We start from the raw sequence: 18,378 nt of genomic DNA, 5'->3' as shown, positions 1-18,378 counted from the left end.
TTTGAATGGTGCGAATGTGATTGCGCTCTTGGGGGCTGTCGTAAACCAGCCTAGAGGTCCGGGCTTGTTTTGTTCTCTGGTAGAGCAGAGCAGGCCCAGGGCTACTGAAAGCCCGCTCCGTACCGCTTAGCGGTCGGAGTCGGGTAGTTTACGTTTGCTCCTTGCCCCAGACCCGATGGGGAGCAAATGCGTTTGCGTTTGTGAAAGCGTCGCGTGGCGATAACGCAAAGATAAGCTGGAGAAGAGCAGCGAGCGGGCGTTCATGTCTTCAGAGCATTACAAGTTCGACCTTTTCTTGCGCTACCACCGAGAGCAAGCCCGGTGGGCGCGTCAACTGGCGGAGCGGCTGGATCGCGAGGGTTTCAAAGTCTGGTTTGACCGCTGGATGCTGCAGCCGGGGGACAACCGCAAGCTGGAGCTGCAACTGGCCATCGAACAATGCCGTTGGGTGGGAGTGGTGGCCTCTCCAGAGTTTGTTGCCGATCCCTGGCCAAGGGATGAGCTGTACAGCGGGTTTCCCCATGCCCCGGCACGACAAAACCAGCGCCTGCTGACGCTGCTGCACACCCCCACTGAGCTACCCCGCCCCCTGGAAGAGGCGCCCCTGCTGGATTTTACTGGCTCAGAAGAGGATCCGGTGCTGTTTGAGTACCGCGCCTTGGAGCTAATGCACTTTTTGGATCCCAGCTTCCCTGCCCCCGGGGATCTGCAGCGGTTCCGGCTGCAATACCGCCGCCGTGAGGGGAAAGAGTCCCTGGAAGATGAAGAGGTGCAGGGATTTCAGGCCTTTTTGCGGGCCATCCAGATGGCCATCCTGCGCATTGCCACAGGCGAAACCCCCTCCGCCACGCCAGAAGAAGGAGCGCGTCAGATCGCCATTTTGCAGTTCATTCAGCGGCTGTTTCAGTGGAACAGTGCCGACATCCAATTCGAGCGGGGGGAAGACTGGCGTCGCCGCGGCAACCTGACGGAAGCCCTGGCCGCCTACGACCGGGCTCTGAACATGGATCCCAACTTCGCCCTGGCTTGGAGCCGCCGTGGGGATGTGCTGGTGCAGCTGGCCCGCTACCGCGAGGCGGTGGACAGCTACAACGGATCCCTGAGCATCAACCCCTACGACGAAGAAACCCGGCTGCGCCTGGCCCTGATTCTGGGGCGCCTGGGGCAGTACAAGTCGGCGGTGGTTAACTACGACAAGGTGCTGGAGAGCAACCCGGAAGATGCTCTGGCCTGGCACAATCGCGGCATCCGCCTGCTGCAACTGAAGCGGTCGAAGCTGGCCCTGAACAGCCTGAACAAGGCGCTGCGCTACAACCCCAAACAGCCCCGCACCTGGCTGGCCCGTGGGATCGTGCTGCGGCGGCTGCGGCGGCCCAGCTCGGCAGCGGCCAGTTTTGCCCGGGTCTTGAAGCTCAACCCCAAAAGCGGGCGGGTTTGGCGTTACCAAGGCAATGCCCTCTTCCACTGCCACCGGCTGCGCTCGGCTGTTGAATGTTACAAGCGCTCGCTGCGGCTGCGCCGCCGGGATCCCATCACCCTGCACAACTTGGGGGTGGCCCTGCTGCGCTTGGGGCAGTATCGGCTGGCCAGCAAGGCCCTAGAACGCGCCCTGCGCTACGATGCCGACAACTACAAAAGCTGGTACGCCCGCGGTGTGGCCTTCCAGAAATTGGGCTACCTGAAAGAAGCCTGTATCCACTTCGAGGAAGCCCTCAAGATCAAGCCGGAGCACTTTCCAGCCCGCTATGCCTTGGCGGTAGCTCAGCAGGAGCTGGGGCAATATGAGGCCAGCCTACGGCATTTCCAGCGCTTGGTGCAGCAGCGTCCCGGCAGTTCTGCCTGCTGGTTTGGCCAGATCACCGGCCTGCGGCGCCTGGGCCGGCTGGAAGAAGCCCGTGCCGCCTGCCAGCAGATGATCCACCTCAACGAACGGGATCCCTGGGGCTGGTTTGCCCTGGGGTTGATCTACGGCGAGCTGAGGGATCCCGAACAAGCTGTGCAAGCCTACTCGCGGGTTTTGCAGCTCACCCCAGAAGATGCTGTGGCCCTCAACAACCGCGCCTGGGAAGCCTTGAAATTGGGGAAGCTGGAACCTGCCCTGGCAGACGCCCAACAGGCCACGCACCTGGATCCCCAGCGGCCCGCCTTTTGGCATACCCTGGGGCTGATTCAACTGCGGGCCGGCCAGCGAGCAGCCGCCCAGGCCAGCTTGCAGCGCTGTCTGGAGCTGGATCCGCAATTTCAGCCGGCCCAAGCCGCCCTGCAGGACTTGGCCCAGGAAGACTCGGCCTCGCCGGCGGGAACAGCTCTGCCGGATTTGGAAACCCTCACTCCCCAGTCGGAGCCGCAGCCAGTTGACCCCAACCCCTAGCAGGATCCCCTGGGCTTTCAAACTCCCAAGGACAATGCCTGCAGCAGGCAGACGGGAGCAGAACATGCCACACTGGATCCCGCCCCCCAGGACCGACACGCATGGATCCCTATCTGATCCCTGTCAAGCTTCCCCACAGCTCCTACGATATTCTCCTCCAGTCTGCCGAAGGCCCCCCTGGCCACAGCCTCATCCAGCTGGGATCCCAAATGCGAGCTAGAGGGCTTTCCAGCAAGGCTCTGGTGGTGAGCCATCCCGGCATTGCCAAACACTTTGCCGAGAAGTTGCTGCAGGGGCTGCAACAAGCGGGGTTTGCCGCCCACCTCTGCCTATTGCCTGCCGGCGAACGCTACAAAACCCTGCGCTCGGTGGCCAAGATCTACGACGCCGCCCTAGCCTTTGGCCTGGAGCGCTCCTCCACCTTGGTGGCTCTAGGAGGGGGGGTCATTGGCGACATAGTGGGGTTTGCCGCCGCCACCTGGCTGCGCGGGATCCCTTTTGTGCAAGTGCCCACCTCCCTCTTGGCGATGGTGGATGCGGCCATTGGTGGCAAGACCGGTGTCAACCATCCTGGCGGGAAAAACCTCATTGGGGCGTTTTATCAGCCGCGCCTGGTGTGGATTGACCCGACGGTGCTGAAAACTCTGCCCCCACGGGAGTTTACTTCGGCTTTGGCAGAGGTGATCAAATACGGCGTGATTCAGGCTGCCGACCTATTTGAGTTTTTGGAAGATCGACCCCAACTGAGCCGCTATACCGACTTTACTCCCGCAGACTTGCACTACCTGCTGCGCCGCTGTGCCGAGTGCAAAGCCTGGGTAGTGCAGCAGGACGAAAAAGAAGCGGGCCTGCGGGCCATCTTGAACTACGGCCATACCCTCGGCCATGCCCTAGAAGCTGCCACCGGCTACCGCCGCTATCTGCACGGAGAAGCTGTCGCCATCGGCATGGTAGCTGCCGGGGAGATCGCCCGCCGCCTGGGTTGGTGGAGCGCCGCCGAGGCGGAGCGGCAACGACGCCTGATCGAGAAAGCAGGACTGCCCAGCCGGTGGCCGGCCGGGATCCCTTGGGAGGCAGTGCTGCAGGCAATGCAGGCCGACAAGAAAGTCAAACAGGGGCGGGTTCGCTTCGTTCTGCCCCGCCGCATCGGCCAGGCCGAGCTGACCGACCAGGTGGAATTGGCAGACATTCAGGCGGCTGTAGAATCCATTACCCTCCCAGCTTTAGGGGCGTCTTGAGCCTTAAAATGAGGGGACTTGAGGATGGCAAAGCATGGCACGGCAACAACGGGTAGCCATTTTGGGAGCAACAGGGGCAGTAGGGGCAGAGCTGCTGATGCTGCTGGAAGAGCGCAACTTTCCTGTAGCCGACCTAAAGCTTTTGGCCTCTCCCCGCTCTGCAGGCACTTATCTAACCTTCAAGGGGGAACGGATCCCGGTTGAGCCGGTTTCAGAAGCGGCCTTTCGAGGCATGGATCTGGTGCTGGCCTCTGCCGGAGCAAGTGTTTCCAAAACCTGGGCCAAAACCATTGTGGATGCGGGGGCGGTGCTGATTGACAACTCCAGCGCCTTTCGCCTGGATCCCAATGTTCCGCTAGTGGTGCCGGAGGTCAACCCCCAGGAAGCCTTCCGTCACCAAGGGATCATTGCTAATCCCAACTGCACCACCATCCTAATGTGCGTGGCCATCTACCCCCTGCATCGCCACATCCCCCTGCGCCGCGTGGTGGCCGCCACCTATCAATCGGCCAGTGGGGCCGGGGCCCGCGCCATGGTGGAGCTAGAGGAGCAAACCCGCGCCTACCTCCAGGGGCAGCCGTTGCAGCCCCAGGTGTTCCCTTACCCTATTGCCTCCAACCTCTTCCTCCACAACAGCCCCCTGCAAGAGAACGGCTACTGCCAGGAAGAGATGAAAATGGTCAACGAATCCCGCAAGATTATGGGATCCCCCAACCTGCGGCTGACAGCTACCTGTGTGCGGGTGCCGGTGCTGCGTACCCACGCCGAGGCCCTCAATCTAGAGTTTGAACAGCCCTTCCCTGTGGAAAAAGCCCGGCAAATCCTGGCCCAGGCCCCTGGGGTGGTGCTCATTGAAGATTGGCAGCAGAACCGCTTTCCCATGCCCATCGACGTGGCCGGCAAGGACGCGGTGGCGGTGGGCCGCATCCGCCAGGACATCTCCGAGCCCAAGGCCCTGGAGCTGTGGCTGTGCGGGGATCAAATCCGCAAAGGTGCGGCCCTCAACGCCGTTCAAATTGCCGAGCTGCTTTTGAAGGACTAATTCACCACAACCGTCCAGGTTACCGGGTAACCGTCCAGGTTACCGGCCCCGCTGTAACAGGGGCAGCCTCAGCGCTGGTCAACGTCACCGAGGAGTTGGGGTAGGTGTAGGCGCCGGGTTGGCCCAGAGGTGCCGTTTGGACAAAGATGGTCACTACGCAAGTTTGTCCTGGGGCTACTGGTCCTCCGGTGAATTGAATGGTGTTCCCACCCACCATGGTCATGAGGTTAGCTCCACCACAGGAAGGAGTAAAAGGAGGAGGAGGTGGTGGTGGAGCAGGCGCTACGGTTAAAGGCGGCACTACCGGCAAGGTGTGGTTAAAGGCCAAGCCCGTCAATGGAATGGCTGCGGTGTTGGTGATGGTAAACGTCAGAGTTCCATTCCCGATATAGGGAGGTGGGATTGGGCCAAGCGGGTTGGGAGAAAAGGCCATGGTAAAGGTGGGAGCTGGCACCGTTACCGTTAGGTTGATAGCAGCAGCGGTGGCATTAGGCGCTTGGTTGCTGCTCAGGGTTACCGCGGGGCTGGTCAGGGATCCCGCTGTCGTGGCTGTAACCTGAAGATCCAGGCTGATGGTGCAGCTAGCGTTGGCTGCCAATGAGCCGTTGACCAGCAAGATGGAAGTTGCTCCTGGTGCAGCTGCCAGCGTCCCGCCACAGCCGTTGTTGAGGTTGTTGGGAGTGGCAACGATCAAGCCGGCAGGCAGGGGATCGGAAAAGGCTAGACCCGTCAGCGGCAGAGCGGCTGTGTTGGTGATCGTGTAGGTCAGAGTTGTTTTGGCAGTAGGGCCGGCAGCTACCGAGGTGGGGCTAAATGCCTTGGTAAAAGTCGGGGCACCCGGCGTGGGTGTCGGAGTCGGCGTAGGCGTTGGAGTCGGCGTAGGCGTTGGAGTTGGAGTCGGTGTAGGTGTAGGCACTGTCGTCCCACCGCTTCCGCCTCCACCGCAGCCGGTCAGCCCCAGACAGGCCGCTCCTAGACTCAAGGCCACAAGAGTTGTAACTGCTTTTTTCTTCATCGCTCTCTCACTCCTCATCACTATCGGACTTGACTTTAGTTTTTATCGACCTGTCTTGCTGCAGTGTACTCCAGTCCAATTGCTGTTCAGGACGCTTCTGCGCCGAGGCAATTTACAATTATTGTAATAATATTGTAATAAACCTTGGCTTAGCTGGCAAACTCCAACTAGGGAATAGCTCCTTCAGAATTGCTCTTAGGTACCTTGCTTGTAAGCACAAAATCTGGCAACAGAAGCTAATTTTTAGAACCTCGCGTATGCCGCTTGGGCCAGCAATGTTCACACAACGTTGGAAAGGGAGGAGAATTGAAAAGCATTCGGCCTTTGTGGAGATTGGCTTGTGCATCCAATTGGGATGGGATCCCTGGCCAGCTTGATCGCCGGGTTGGCAACCGGGTTAGGGGCCTTGCCCGCTCTGTTTCTCCCCTCGCTCTCGGAAAGGGTACAAGGGATCCTGCTGGGATTTGGGGGTGGGGTGATGTTGGCGGCCACCTCTTTTTCGCTGGTGGTGCCGGGCACCGAGGCAGCCATAGCGCTGGGGTATTCCCCATTTGGGGCGGCGGTGGTGATGGCGGCGGGCCTGCTGCTAGGGGCAATCTTCCTGGAGAGTGCCCACCGCTTTTTTCCCCACGAGCACTTTTTCAAAGGGGTGGAAGGGGAGAACCGCGCCCATTTAAAGCGGATTTGGCTGTTCATCATTGCCATCGCCCTGCACAATTTCCCGGAAGGACTGGCGGTGGGAGTGGGTTTCGCTACCGGCCAAGTCGGCGATGGGTTGGCGCTGGCGCTGGGGATCGGCTTGCAGAACATGCCAGAAGGGCTGGTGGTGGCTTTGTCACTGGTGGGCCAGGGGTACTCGCGGCTGTTCGCTTTTGGCATCGCCCTGCTGACCGGACTGGTGGAGCCCATCGGCGGGATCCTGGGAGCAACGGTGGTCTCTCTGGCGCAGCCCCTACTACCCTGGGGCATGGCTTTTGCGGCGGGGGCGATGTTGTTTGTCATTTCCGATGAGATCATCCCTGAGTCGCACCGGCAGGGGTTGGAGCGGGAGGGCACGTTTGGGGTCATCAGTGGGTTTGTGGTGATGATGTTGCTGGATATCACCTTGGGCTAGCAAGGGATCCCGTCGCGAAGTGGAACGGAGTTTTATTTTTTTATGTTGAGTAACGAACCCTTTTTGTGGCGAGGAGCAGGGGAACACGCCTGTCTGCTGCTACATGGATTGGGGGGCGGTGTTTACGAGTTGCAATGGCTGGCAGAGCGGCTGTTGGCGGCTGGCCTGACGGTGCAGGGATTTAACTATCCCGGCCATGACAGTGCTCCGCATCGCTTACACGACCGCCGGTCTGCCCACATGCCCCCTTCCCGCTGGACGGAGTGGTACGGGCGGGCTTTGGAGCATTATCTGGCTTTGCAGCAGGAGTATCCCCGCGTTTCCTTGGTGGGCTTTTCCACCGGCTGTCTGCTGGCTTTGCACCTGGCTTTTGCCCATCCCATCCATAAATTGGTGCTGCTGGCGCCATTTTTCGCCATTCGCCACCGCTGGTACTATCTTTTTCGCCCTGAGCAGTACCTGAACAGCCTGGGTTGGCTATTGAAGGAGGTGCCCCGCCTCAGCTTGCCGATTCGGGATGGGGACGCTCGAGCCTTGGCAGAAAGAACGGCCTATTTCCGCAGCTTTAATCTGTCGGCGGTGCGCAGCGCTCTGGAGCTGATCGAGCGGGTCAAGGGAGAGGTGGCCGGCATCCGGGTTCCCACTCTGATCCTGCAATCTCGCCAAGATACAGTAGTGGATCCTGAACAGGCAGCGTGGCTCTATCAAGAGCTGGGATCCGAGGAGAAGATCTTGCATTGGCTGGAGCACTCCGACCACATCCTCACTTTGGACTGCGAGCGGGAAACGGTGTTTGCCCAGGTTTGCGCCTTTCTCAAACGGGATCCTTCTGCGCCCGGATCAGCGTAACCCCTTGCCAAGCACCGCGGGCATCGTAGTCCCGGATCAAACGCAAGAGACAATGGCAGTCTTCCGGCTGCGGAAACCAGCTCAGGCTCACCGAAAAGCTGCGATCCCGCTGGGCAGTGGGGATGGGCAAGGGATCCGGCCCGCCAATCCACAGCCCTCCCGGCAAGGGATCCCAGTTGCTCAACCACTCTGCCCCCGAGCAGTCCACCTCGGTTTCGGCAAACCGGCCCTCGGCAACCGCAAAGCTCTGGGCGATCCCCCGCCATCTCCCCTGGAGGCAGGCTCTCAGTCGCTCTTTGCTCAGGGGTGCACAGTCTGCAACGGGATCCAAAGCTTGGCCGCGCCGCTCCAGGATCGCGGTTACCTCTACCAGACGACCTTGGGCATCCCACTGTTGCACCAGCCGCGCCTTGCGATCCCCCCAGAGAAAGCCCTGCTCGACGGCAAAATCACTAAACGGCGCCAGCTGCAGCCGCCCATTGGAAAAAGATCCATCGGGGAAAAAGCGCAATCCCGGCGAGAAATCCTGGTAGACCCAGCTCTGGGAGCTTTCGGGAGTGGGGGATCCCTGTAGGGGGTAGTAGGCGTTGGTTTGGCGGATCGCGCTCCCTGCCGCCGGACTTCCTGAAGAAGAGGATGGAGCCAAGGCCTCAAAGGTGATGAGGCTGCGCTTTTGGCCCCCCAGCTCCCAGCCGCCGGCGGTGGGTCGATAGTTGGAGAAGAGGCCGTGCCACACTCCCAGGTGGAGAGCCAGACATTGTTTTTGGGTTTTCATAAAGCAATGTGAAGCTAAGATTGTGAGGACGTAACGCTGGAGAGCAAGACCTATGGGGAAGAAGCTCCGAGGTGGCATTTTACTGATTTTGGGGTTTATGCTGTCTCCCCTTTCCTGGTGGAATGACTTGTTTTTCAACCTGCCGATTGCCTATGGGTTGGGCTACCTGTGTAGCCTGTGGCAGCCACAGTGGTTTTTGGGCGGAACCCTCGTGGGGTACTGGCTCTCCAACTTGATAGGCATTCTCATGATGCAGTTTGGCGCTACGGATGTCGTCGAGAAAGGCGAGAAACCCCGCAATATGAAACGCGATCTCTTGATTGGGCTGGCTTCTTCTACCGCCTATACTTCGGCAATTGTTGGGCTGCTTCAGTTTCACCTCGTCGATATCAGCGCCATCTTCCCCATTTCTTAACCCTATGCCGCTGGCAATTTTCTGGGCAACTTTAGTCGAAGGGATCCTCGCTTTTGTTGCCACCCATATCGACGACTTTTTCTTGCTGGTTCTGTTGTTTGCCCAGGCGCAGCTGCAACCCCTGTGGAAGGGCTGGCACATTTGGCTGGGGGGCTACTTGGGCTTGGCAGGGTTGATCCTGCTCAGCTCTCTGGGATACCTGGGGGGCCTGCTGTTGCCGCCACCTGCGATTGGGCTGCTGGGGGTGATCCCGATTGCGGTAGGCGGTTGGAAATTGTGGCAACCTGAACCTGAAGAAACCTTGGAAAAAGAGTTGGAAGAGTTGCGAGAGCGCCCAACCCAAAAGGCTTGGCCGATCCTTTTGCCCTCGCCAGTTCTGATGTCCATGCTCTTCACCTTTGCCAACGGCGGAGATAATGTCAGCCTGTACGTTCCTTTGTTTGCCGGCAGCACCCCTCTCCAGTTGGCCCTTTTTTCCACGATCTTTTTTCTGATGAAGGGATTGTGGTTTGCAATGGCTCAAAAACTGACGATGCAGCCTGCAGTGGCGAAGGTTTTAACGGAACGGACAGAACACTGGGTGCCCTGGATTCTGGTGGGTTTGGGGGTGTGGATCCTGTTCAAAAATGAGACTTGGAGATGGCTTTTGTCTTAGACTCTGGCCGGGATTTGTTCGTGATAGCGGGACGGGATTCTTTCGAGTTCTAGTCGTTGTGTCGGTCTAGAGAGGGATCCCAGTCCAGATCTTCGTGGCGGTGCTCCCGTTCCCAGCGATGCACCCAGTCCCAAATGCGATAGTGCTGCTCGGCGGTGAGTTGCTTGGGATCCTGGGCCAAAGCGGCAGCCTCTTCCGGGGTGAGCAAAGCAGCCAAGCTGCCGATCTCCACCAAATAGCGGCGTTCTTCCGCAGTGGTGTGGGACTGATTGAGCCGTCGAATTAAACGACGTAAAGTGGCTACATCTTGACTCATAAGCCGATAGGCGAACATCTACAAAAGGCGGTAAGAACAGTTTAAGAGCAGAATCATCAAAATCACCAAAAGAAAACAGTCCAAATTGTCTGCCCAATGCTCCTCTAATCCTCAAAGGATCCCAGAATGCGCACTTCCGGCTCCAAAAGCACCGACCATTGTTGATAGACCTTTTCCTGGGCCAAGCGAATCAAGCGGTAAATGTCCTTGGCACTCGCCTGATGGCAATTGAGGATGAAGTTGGCATGGCGCTCTGAAATTTGGGCCCCACCGATGCGGTACCCCTTCAAGCCGACCTGCTCGATTAGCCAGCCGGCAGGGTGAGATTCGGGGTTGCGAAAGACGCTGCCACAACTGGGCAAATGATAGGGCTGAGAGCTTAGGCGTTGGTTGAGGTAGCGCTGGGTTTCCCACTGCACCTGGGACGGATCCCTGCTTGGGATCAACTGCAGCGTCGCTCCTGTCACCGTCCAGGGTGAGTCTTGCAGGCGAGAGCGGCGATAGCCAAATTGCAGATCGGCAGGTTCTAGGCGGTAGGGCTCCTGCTCCTCATCCAAAATCTGTACTTCCGCCAGCACATCTGCCATGGCCCAAGCGTGGGCACCGGCATTCATCACCACGGCTCCCCCTAGCGTGCCCGGGATCCCGATGGCCCACTCCAAACCGCTCCAGCCTTGCTTGGCGGCTGCCCGCGCCAGATTGACCAAAGGCTCTCCGGCAGCGGCCCACATTCTCCCCCCCGCCAACAGTTGCATCCCGCGCAGACGGCGGGTACCGATCACCAGCCCCTTCAACCCGGCATCGCTGATGAGCAGATTGCTGCCTGCCCCTAACAGCGTCGTGGGGATCCCTTCTGCTCGCGCCCAAGCCAAACACTGCTGCAGCTCCAGATGGCTACGGGGCTCACAATACCACTCCGCTTTGCCGCCCACGCGAAAGGTGGTCAGAGGAGCCAACGGGATCCCCGATTGAATTCGTCCAGATAGCAGAGCCGCCGGCCCGCGGGGGAGAAGCCTGTCTTCAGCGGTAAGACTTGCCGCCTCAGACTCACAGGAACCGTCCCGCTGAGGCACCACCGGAGCCGTCGTCATGATTCAATACCTCAGAAGCAGCTATCTTTTCAGCTGAAGTTTGGATTTTTGGCTTGCCCAGGCTGTTCCCTCACCTGAGCCGCATATGCCCGCATCGTAGCGATTATCTGCTGATTTAGGTCCCCTGCGCCCAAAAAAACGGCGAGATCTCCAGGCTGCAGGACGGACGGCAACACCTCCGGCAATTGCGGCAAAGACGACACATAGCGCACATGGGGGTGGTGCTCCGCCACCGCCACGGCCAAGCGCAAGCTGTCGGAACCCTCAGGCGCCGGCTCTCCTGCCCCATACGTGGGCACGATCACCACCACGTCCGCCTCCCCAAAGCAGCGGGCAAAATCCTGGAACAAGGCAGCCAAACGGCTGTGGCGATGAGGCTGAAACACGGCCACCACCCGCCGCTGCTGTAGCCGTGCTGCCTGCAGGGTGGCCCGAATCTCGCTGGGATGGTGGGCATAGTCGTCGATAAAGGTGACTCCACCCACTTCCCCCTTGTGCTCAAAGCGGCGATGCGCCCCCCGAAATTGCGCCAAAGCTGAGGCAATCACCGCAAACTCCAAGCCCAACTGTCGCCCCACGGCAACCGCCGCCAGGGCATTGCTGAGGTTGTGGGATCCCAGCACCTGTAGGCGAAGCTGTCCGAGGAGGGATCCCCTTTCCCAAATCTCGGCGCAGGTGAAACTGGCAGTGTAGAGGATTTGGCGAGCTTGGTACTGGGCTTGGGGATGACCGGTCAGGCTGTAGCCCACATCCACCCTCAGGTGAGCCGCCACGTTGGGACAGTCCAGGCAGGCCACCAGCGTTTGGCTCTGCTGCCCATACTGTTGAAAAGCCCGGATCACCTGCCCCAAATCGGCGTAGTGATCGGGGTGATCCAGCTCAATGTTGGTGATCACCCCAATCTTGGGATAGAGCCGCACCAGGGATCCATCCGACTCATCCACCTCGGCCACCCAATACTCCCCCTTGCCCAGACGGGCATTGCCATCCCAGGCATCCACTTCCCCGCCGATAATCAAGGTGGGATCCCAGCCCGCCGAGAGCAATACATAGCCGATCATGCTGCTGGTGGTGGTTTTGCCGTGAGTGCCGGCCACCCCAATGCCAGAGCGATGGTTAAACAGAGCCGCCAACAAGTCCGCCCGGTGCCAAACCGTCAATCCTTTGCCCAGGGCAGCAGCCAATTCTGGATTGGTGGGGCGAATGGCGCTGGAATAGACCACCTGCGGATCCCCGACCAACCCCTCCAAGCTGTGGCCCTGAAAGAAGCGCACCCCCAAAGCTTCCAGGCGGCGGGTACGGCCATTGGCGACAATGTCGGATCCGGAAACGCGAAACCCTTGTTTAGCCAGGATATAGGCCAGGGCCGACATCCCCACTCCACCAATGCCCACAAAGTGATAGGTGGAAAGCAAGGGATCTAGGGGATCCAAATGCAGGGGCGGAGGCTGAGACGGAAACGGCAACGGCGGGATGGGATCCCTTCCTCCAAGTGTCTCCACCATCGCAACTCCACCCCACTCCTAAAACCGCCACACTCCAAAAAAAGGACTGCGTTCTGCTGACTACAAACAGGTTCGAACAGGCCACATCATATCAGGAATCCCCAGAGCTAGGTAGGCTGCGCCCCACCGGTTGCTGTGATCTGCCGGCACCTTGGGGAACCCACAGGGGGTGAAAATACGGTGAGCACAAGCAACACAGAATACAGCTGGACATTTTCATCCCAAAAACTTTACACTTATTTAAGAAAAAGAGGCGGCGTTTGTCGTCTGCAAAGCCACAGCGGGTAAAAGGCCATGAACCCACGAGCGCTTTGGTCGCTGGCAGGAGTCGGGCTGCTTGGTTGTGCCGGTCTGGCATGGCTGGGATTGAGCCAACAGGGAGCCACACAGTCGGTATCGGGAAGTGCAGAGGCAACGGTGGAAACGCGGCTGCCTCCGCAAGTTGGTGCTTTGGGTCGCCTGGAGCCGGAGGGGGAAGTGCTGCGCATTGCCGGTTCCCCCGGAGAACGGCTGGGAGAGCTGCTGGTGGCCGAGGGAGATCGCGTGGTGGCAGGCCAAGTGCTGGCCCGCTTGGAAAGCTACGCCGAGCGGTTGGCGGAGCGAGAGTACGCTGCCGCCCAACTTCAAGAGGCCCGCGCCCGGTTTCAGGCCGAGACCCGTTTCAGTCAGGCCCAAATCCAAGAGGCACGCACCCGCCTCAGCCGTCTGGACGAGCCGCAACAGATGCAAATCCGCTCCCAGGAAGCGGTGGTGGAACGTATCCGGGCAGAACTGGCCGATGCCGAGGCCAATCTGGCCCGCTTTCAGGAGCTCTGGCAGGAAGGAGCAATCTCGCAACAAGAGCTGGATCAACGCCGGCTGCTGGTGCGGCAACGACAGGAGGACTTGCGGGCTGCCGAAGCCACCCTGAGCCAACTGCGCCTGGCCCGTGAGCGGGATCTGCTCAATGCCCAAGCCCAAGTCCAAGCTGCCGAGGCGGGACTGAGTCTGGCCCAAGCCCAAGTCCAACTGGGATCCCTGGCCCGCAATCTGGAACTGGCAGAAGCTCGCCTAGAGCGCACCCTCATCCGCGCTCCCCGTGCTGGACAAGTGCTCAAGATCCACACCCGCCCTGGAGAGGTCATCCCCGCCGGCGAGGGCATTCTCGAGCTGGGCAACACTGACCAAATGATGGTGGTGGCCGAGGTCTACGAAACAGACATCTTGCGGGTTCGGCCAGGCCAGCAGGCCACCATTAGCAACCGCGCTCTGCCAGAAACCACCCTACAGGGCCGAGTGGAGCGGGTGGGCCTGCAGATTGGCAAGAAAGATGTGCTCAACACCGACCCAGCTGCCGATGTGGATGCCCGTGTGGTGGAAGTGTATATCCGCCTGGATCCGGAGAGCAGCGCCCGCGTGGCTGGCCTGACCAACCTGCAGGTGAATGTGGCCATCGATGTCGAGGGGTAGGCTCAGCCCATGTACAGCCTGTTCAGTGTGGCTTTTATCGCGCGCCGGATCCCGTTGGCCTGGCTGCAGTTGACGCGGGAGAAGATCCGCCTGCTGGTGGCCCTGGCGGGCATTGCCTTTGCTTGCATCTTAATGTTCATGCAGTTGGGCTTCCAAGACAGCCTGCTGGAAAGTGCCATCCGCTTCCACGTGGCCCTGAAGGGAGAGATCTTCCTGGTCAGCCCTCAGTCCAACGCCCTGATTGCCATGAACACCTTCTCCCAGCGGCGACTCTATCAGGCTTTGGGCTTTGAGGGGGTGCGGGCCATCTCGCCTGTCTATGTGGGCTTTGCCCTCTGGAAAAACCCAGAGACCCGCCGTACCCGCAGCATTTTTGTGGTAGGAGTGGATCCCTCGGCTGATCTGTTGGACTTGCCGGAACTGACGCCGGACAAGCTGGAAGAGATCAAAAAGGCGGACGTGGTGCTTTTTGACCGCCGTTCCCGCAGCGAGTTTGGCCCCATCCCAGAGTGGTTTGAGTCCGGGCGAGAGGTGGTTACTGAGGTGGGAAACCGCCGCGTCCAGGTGGGGGGCCTGTTTGAGATGGGGGCCACCTTTGGAGCCGACGGCACCATTCTCACCAGCGACCTCAATTTCCTGCGCATTTTTCCGCAGCGGGGGCGTGGCCTGGTGGATATCGGCGTGGTGCAGCTTCAGCCGGGGGTGGATCCGGATCCCTTGGTGCGGCAGATGCGAGCTTTGCTGCCGGAAGATGTGCGGGTGCTCTCACGGGCAGAGTTTATCGACATGGAGCAAACCTACTGGGAAGAGGGCACAGCCATTGGCTTTATTTTCGGCCTGGGGGTGGGCATGGGCTTCATTGTCGGCATTGTGATTGTCTATCAAATTCTCTACACCGATGTGTCGGATCACCTGGCGGAATATGCCACTCTCAAAGCCATGGGCTATACCGATACCTACCTGCTGGGGGTGGTATTTCAGGAGGCGCTCCTGCTGGCCGGATTGGGGTACATTCCTGCCTTTGCCCTGTCGGTTTTGCTCTACGATTTGACGGCCAATGCCACGTTGCTGCCTATTGCCATGACCTTCAACCGGGCAGTGCTGGTGCTGGGGCTGGCGGTGAGCATGTGTTTCATCTCAGGAGCGATTGCCGTGCGACGGCTGCGGGCAGCCGATCCTGCCGACATTTTCTAGAGTTTTGGCTGTGGGCAGGGCGCCGGGGCGTTGGTAAGTCAATAGTCTGCCAAAGGGGATCGGATGGATGGTGAAGGGTTTGAGCTAGGCTGTCTAAAAACTTCTGGGATCCTCATCAACGCTCTCCGGCCAAAGGTTTCTAAATGGTCTCATCTCAACGCTCCAAATGACGGCCTAAGTGGTCAATGAGTTGTCAACGCAAAGTTTTGAGATTTTGAGTTTCCTATGCTGACTCCTCTTCTCGATCAAGCTGCCCTTGCTTCTGCCCAGAATGCCGTTGAGCCAGTGGTGAAAGCCGAAGGTGTAAACCACTATTTCGGCGAGGGATCCCTGCGCAAGCAGATTCTCTTCGACATTAGCTTTGCCCTGCAGCCAGGGGAGATCGTGCTGCTGACTGGCCCTTCCGGCTCCGGCAAAACCACCCTGCTGACGCTGCTGGGGGCCTTGCGCTCGGTGCAGGAGGGCAGCTTGCGGGTGTTGGGACAGGAGCTGCGGGGAGCTCAGCCCAGTACTCTCATTCAAATCCGCCGCCAGGTCGGGTACATTTTCCAGGCCCATAACCTGCTGCGATCCCTGACGGCAGCCCAAAACGTGCGCATGGCCCTGGAGCTGCACAACGGCCTCTCTCCTCAGGAAGCCCAGCAGCGAGCGGAAGCAATGCTGGCGGCGGTGGGCCTGGGGGATCGCGTCCACTACTACCCGGAACAGCTTTCCGGCGGACAAAAGCAGCGGGTGGCCATTGCCCGCGCCTTGGTTAGCCATCCCAAGCTGGTGCTGGCGGACGAGCCCACGGCAGCCCTAGATAGTAAGTCGGGCCGCGAGGTGGTGACCCTGATGGAGAAGTTGGCGCGGGAGCAGGGTTGCACCATCCTGATGGTGACCCACGACAACCGCATCCTGGACATTGCAGATCGGGTGCTGCACATGGAGGATGGCCGGCTGGAGAGCCAAGGGGTTGCCTAACTTTGCCCAGCACAGGCGTGGCAGCGGTACCAGTCGATGGTGCGCTGCAGCCCTTCCCGCAAGCCGACTTTGGCCACAAAACCCATCCTCTCTCGGGCCTTGGAGACATCCAGACAGCGGCGGGGTTGGCCATTGGGCTTGTCCGTTTGCCAGCGGATCTCTCCCCGGAACTCCATCAGCTCGCAGATGAGGGCAATCAGATCCCGGATGGAGATCTCTTCACCGGTGCCCAGGTTCAAGGGATCCGCCCCGTCGTAAAGCTGGGTGGCCATGACAATGCCGCGGGCCGCATCTTCAGCGTAGAAAAACTCGCGGGTGGGGCTGCCATCCCCCCACACTTCGACGTAGTTTTGGCCCCGTTGCTGCGCTTCGTGCACTTTGCGGATCAAGGCTGGGATGACGTGGGAGCTTTCGGGGTCGAAGTTGTCCATGGGGCCGTAGAGGTTCACCGGCAGGAGGTAGATGCCGTTGAAGCCGTACTGCTGCCGGTAGGCCTGCAGCTGCACCAGCAGGGCTTTCTTGGCGATGCCGTAGGGGGCGTTGGTCTCCTCTGGGTAGCCGTTCCAGAGATCCTCTTCCTTGAAGGGAACGGGGGTGAACTTGGGATAGGCGCAGATGGTGCCCACGCAGACAAACTTCTCCACCCCGGCCAGGTAGGCGGCGTGGATGAGCTGGGATCCCATGATGAGGTTGTCGTAGAAGAGTTCTGCCGGCTTGGCTTGGTTGAGGCCGATGCCACCCACGTGGGCGGCCAAATGGATGACGATATCTTGCCCTTGCACCACCTCTTGGCAGACTTCCCAACGGCGCAGATCCTGGGTGCGGGAGCGCGGGATGCGCACCTGCTCCGGCTTTACCCCCAGCACCTGCAACTGTTGCAGCACATGTTTGCCCAAAAAGCCGCTGCCCCCTGTGAGCAAAATGCGCTTCTGGCTGAGATCGACGGAGCTGGGCAAGCTGTTGGGCATAGATCCGACGCAGAGAACTTCCGGCTTTCATTATGCTGCAGACGGGATAGCCGTATTCCAGACTTGTTGGCGATGGTCATCGAGAATAGGCAAGGCATCAACTCCAAACCTGGGCAAACCGCGCCGGCGACAGAGCAGGGATCCATTCATCCGCTTGTCCATAGGCTTGTTGGGCGAAGCGACGGGCCAAAGCGGGCAGGATGGGCAGGGGATTGCTGAAGCCGGAAAACAGTTGTAAGCCTTCCCAGCCGGGCAGGGATCCCACCAGAGGCTGGTGATCAGCGCTGAAGGCCACCAAGCAGTGATACCACCGTCCAGGCAGGTGGGCCAACTTGGGCAGGTAGCGACCGGCTTGTGCCCGGATCTGGGCTTCGCTGGCGGCTGCATCCACCTCGGCATGGGGATCCGTCAATACCCGGCTGATCTGGCCCATGCGAATGCTGCCATCTACAAATTGCAGGATCCCGGCATCCAGAATCGGCGGGCAAAGCTCGTGCCCTGGCTCGTCCCAAAGGGGATCCCGATCGGGATGGGCGGCTTGTCGTTCCAGTTCCAAGCGTTGCACGGGCACGCTCATCACCAACGCTTTCAATTGCAAATCCGAGGGCTCCAGCTCCAGGGATTCGGCATGGGTGTAGTAGATGGGCACCCGGATTCCCGCTTGGCGCAACAGAGCCCGTGTCCAGCCGCCGGCGCACACCACCACCTGGCCTGCTCCGTAGCAGTCGGCTCCGGACTCTACGCCCGTGATGCGCGCTCCCTGCCGCCGCAGGGCCGTTGCTGTTGCGATCAAGAGGGATCCCCCCAATCGTTGAAAGGCTTTTTGAAAGGCCAGCGCCGTCAACAAGGGGTTGATGTGGCCATGCCGAGCCCAGAGGACTACTTCCAGAGCGGCCGGATCCAGCAGCGGCTCCAGCTCGCAGGCTGCCGCCACCGAAATCCGCCGGGGTGGGATGCGACAGTCGGCCAGATCCGCCTCAACGGCCTCTGCATCGTAGCCGGGGGCAATGGGCATGAGCAGATCCAGCTCGCGAAATTGAATATCTGCCTCCAGCTCTTCTGACAGGGTGCGGTAGCGTTGGATCCCTTCTTCCCCCAGAGCTTTGAGCAGCGGCGTTTTGCCCGCCCAATGGGCCAAGCCCCCGTAGCTGTAGCGGGTTGCTCCGTTCAGCACTCCATCTTTCTCCATCAGCAGAACGGATCCCCCCTGGCGGGCCAGTTCATAGCTTAGGGCTGCCCCGGTAATCCCACCGCCGATCAGAATCCAGTCGTAGTTGGCCATCACTTCCCTCTTTGCCCTGAACCTCATCTTGCGGCAAAGAGGCTCAGCTAGAAATCGCAGGAGCCCCGCACTGTACCCGTAGGGTCAGTGTCGGGAGGAATGCGGAAGTTACGATAGAACCATGACCCAAGTCCTG

17 protein-coding genes and 1 pseudogene are annotated in these 18,378 nt (G+C 59.9%); 11 read left to right on the top strand and 7 right to left on the bottom strand.

Annotated elements, in window-relative coordinates:
* The 4 genes and pseudogenes from ACVWYY_RS13735 to ACVWYY_RS13720 form a co-directional block, all read left to right on the top strand.
* Nucleotides 1–130, top strand: a pseudogene (locus ACVWYY_RS13735) (RNA-guided endonuclease TnpB family protein); the annotation flags it as partial.
* 132 nt (nucleotides 131–262) lie between these two features.
* Nucleotides 263–2,371: a tetratricopeptide repeat protein gene (locus ACVWYY_RS13730; RefSeq protein ID WP_457404241.1), complete on the top strand. Its 2,109-nt coding sequence runs from the start codon at nucleotides 263–265 to the stop codon at nucleotides 2,369–2,371.
* Nucleotides 2,372–2,472: 101 nt separating this feature from the next.
* Entirely contained in the window at nucleotides 2,473–3,609 is a 1,137-nt protein-coding gene (aroB, locus tag ACVWYY_RS13725) for a 3-dehydroquinate synthase (RefSeq protein WP_457404243.1), read from the top strand.
* Between the two features lie 34 nt (nucleotides 3,610–3,643).
* The gene (locus ACVWYY_RS13720; protein WP_457404245.1) at nucleotides 3,644–4,651 is read left to right on the top strand and encodes an aspartate-semialdehyde dehydrogenase; all 1,008 of its coding nucleotides are present in this window, start codon (nucleotides 3,644–3,646) and stop codon (nucleotides 4,649–4,651) included.
* A 19-nt stretch (nucleotides 4,652–4,670) separates the two neighbouring features.
* Here the strand turns inward: ACVWYY_RS13720 and ACVWYY_RS13715 are convergent, their stop codons facing one another.
* On the bottom strand, nucleotides 4,671–5,666 hold the full coding sequence (locus ACVWYY_RS13715) for a DUF7933 domain-containing protein (protein WP_457404247.1): 996 nt from the start codon (nucleotides 5,664–5,666) through the stop codon (nucleotides 4,671–4,673).
* A 340-nt stretch (nucleotides 5,667–6,006) separates the two neighbouring features.
* On the opposite strand from ACVWYY_RS13715, the gene ACVWYY_RS13710 reads away from it, so the two are divergent.
* Together ACVWYY_RS13710 and ACVWYY_RS13705 are read left to right on the top strand one after the other, a co-directional pair.
* Nucleotides 6,007–6,780 (top strand): ZIP family metal transporter, encoded by a 774-nt coding sequence (locus ACVWYY_RS13710; RefSeq protein WP_457404248.1) that lies wholly within the window; start codon nucleotides 6,007–6,009, stop codon nucleotides 6,778–6,780.
* A 42-nt stretch (nucleotides 6,781–6,822) separates the two neighbouring features.
* Nucleotides 6,823–7,629 carry an alpha/beta hydrolase gene (locus ACVWYY_RS13705; RefSeq protein WP_457404249.1) on the top strand — a complete coding sequence of 269 codons (807 nt, stop codon included), beginning with the start codon at nucleotides 6,823–6,825 and terminating at the stop codon, nucleotides 7,627–7,629.
* On the opposite strand, the gene ACVWYY_RS13700 is transcribed toward ACVWYY_RS13705, so the two are convergent.
* A complete protein-coding gene (locus tag ACVWYY_RS13700; RefSeq protein WP_457404251.1) occupies nucleotides 7,595–8,404 on the bottom strand; it encodes a DUF3598 family protein in 810 nt (269 codons plus the stop codon). The two genes, ACVWYY_RS13705 and ACVWYY_RS13700, sit on opposite strands and share 35 nt — an antisense overlap.
* A 52-nt stretch (nucleotides 8,405–8,456) precedes the next feature.
* Here ACVWYY_RS13700 and ACVWYY_RS13695 point away from each other — a divergent pair, with 52 nt between their 5' ends.
* Both ACVWYY_RS13695 and ACVWYY_RS13690 read left to right on the top strand, forming a co-directional pair.
* The gene (locus tag ACVWYY_RS13695) at nucleotides 8,457–8,819 is read left to right on the top strand and encodes a hypothetical protein (RefSeq protein ID WP_457404252.1); all 363 of its coding nucleotides are present in this window, start codon (nucleotides 8,457–8,459) and stop codon (nucleotides 8,817–8,819) included.
* A 4-nt stretch (nucleotides 8,820–8,823) separates the two neighbouring features.
* On the top strand, nucleotides 8,824–9,474 hold the full coding sequence (locus ACVWYY_RS13690) for a cadmium resistance transporter (protein ID WP_457404254.1): 651 nt from the start codon (nucleotides 8,824–8,826) through the stop codon (nucleotides 9,472–9,474).
* Between the two features lie 49 nt (nucleotides 9,475–9,523).
* Here ACVWYY_RS13690 and ACVWYY_RS13685 read toward each other — a convergent pair whose 3' ends face one another.
* From ACVWYY_RS13685 to murC, 3 genes are all read right to left on the bottom strand, one after another.
* The gene (locus ACVWYY_RS13685; protein ID WP_041436475.1) at nucleotides 9,524–9,790 is read right to left on the bottom strand and encodes a hypothetical protein; all 267 of its coding nucleotides are present in this window, start codon (nucleotides 9,788–9,790) and stop codon (nucleotides 9,524–9,526) included.
* Nucleotides 9,791–9,894: 104 nt separating this feature from the next.
* Nucleotides 9,895–10,881 (bottom strand): UDP-N-acetylmuramate dehydrogenase, encoded by a 987-nt coding sequence (murB, locus tag ACVWYY_RS13680; RefSeq protein WP_457404256.1) that lies wholly within the window; start codon nucleotides 10,879–10,881, stop codon nucleotides 9,895–9,897.
* Nucleotides 10,882–10,910: 29 nt separating this feature from the next.
* Entirely contained in the window at nucleotides 10,911–12,386 is a 1,476-nt protein-coding gene (gene murC, locus ACVWYY_RS13675) for a UDP-N-acetylmuramate--L-alanine ligase (RefSeq protein ID WP_457440839.1), read from the bottom strand.
* 294 nt (nucleotides 12,387–12,680) lie between these two features.
* Between murC and ACVWYY_RS13670 the strand changes: the two genes are divergently transcribed.
* The 3 genes from ACVWYY_RS13670 to ACVWYY_RS13660 all read left to right on the top strand — a co-directional run bounded on the left by ACVWYY_RS13670 (nucleotide 12,681) and on the right by ACVWYY_RS13660 (nucleotide 15,992).
* A complete protein-coding gene (locus ACVWYY_RS13670) occupies nucleotides 12,681–13,835 on the top strand; it encodes an ABC exporter membrane fusion protein (protein ID WP_457404259.1) in 1,155 nt (384 codons plus the stop codon).
* A gap of 9 nt (nucleotides 13,836–13,844) precedes the next feature.
* The gene (gene devC / locus ACVWYY_RS13665) at nucleotides 13,845–15,029 is read left to right on the top strand and encodes an ABC transporter permease DevC (protein WP_457384302.1); all 1,185 of its coding nucleotides are present in this window, start codon (nucleotides 13,845–13,847) and stop codon (nucleotides 15,027–15,029) included.
* Between the two features lie 225 nt (nucleotides 15,030–15,254).
* Nucleotides 15,255–15,992, top strand: coding sequence for a DevA family ABC transporter ATP-binding protein (locus tag ACVWYY_RS13660; RefSeq protein ID WP_414383324.1), 738 nt, complete (start codon nucleotides 15,255–15,257; stop codon nucleotides 15,990–15,992).
* On the opposite strand, the gene ACVWYY_RS13655 is transcribed toward ACVWYY_RS13660, so the two are convergent.
* Together ACVWYY_RS13655 and ACVWYY_RS13650 are read right to left on the bottom strand one after the other, a co-directional pair.
* Nucleotides 15,989–16,960 carry a GDP-L-fucose synthase family protein gene (locus tag ACVWYY_RS13655; protein ID WP_457394744.1) on the bottom strand — a complete coding sequence of 324 codons (972 nt, stop codon included), beginning with the start codon at nucleotides 16,958–16,960 and terminating at the stop codon, nucleotides 15,989–15,991. The genes ACVWYY_RS13660 and ACVWYY_RS13655 overlap by 4 nt on opposite strands.
* A gap of 97 nt (nucleotides 16,961–17,057) precedes the next feature.
* On the bottom strand, nucleotides 17,058–18,242 hold the full coding sequence (locus tag ACVWYY_RS13650; RefSeq protein ID WP_457394741.1) for an NAD(P)/FAD-dependent oxidoreductase: 1,185 nt from the start codon (nucleotides 18,240–18,242) through the stop codon (nucleotides 17,058–17,060).
* Nucleotides 18,243–18,378 lie beyond the last annotated feature (136 nt).

Source organism: Thermostichus sp. MS-CIW-34 (assembly GCF_054060435.1).
This window is presented reverse-complemented; position numbering and strand designations above follow the sequence as displayed.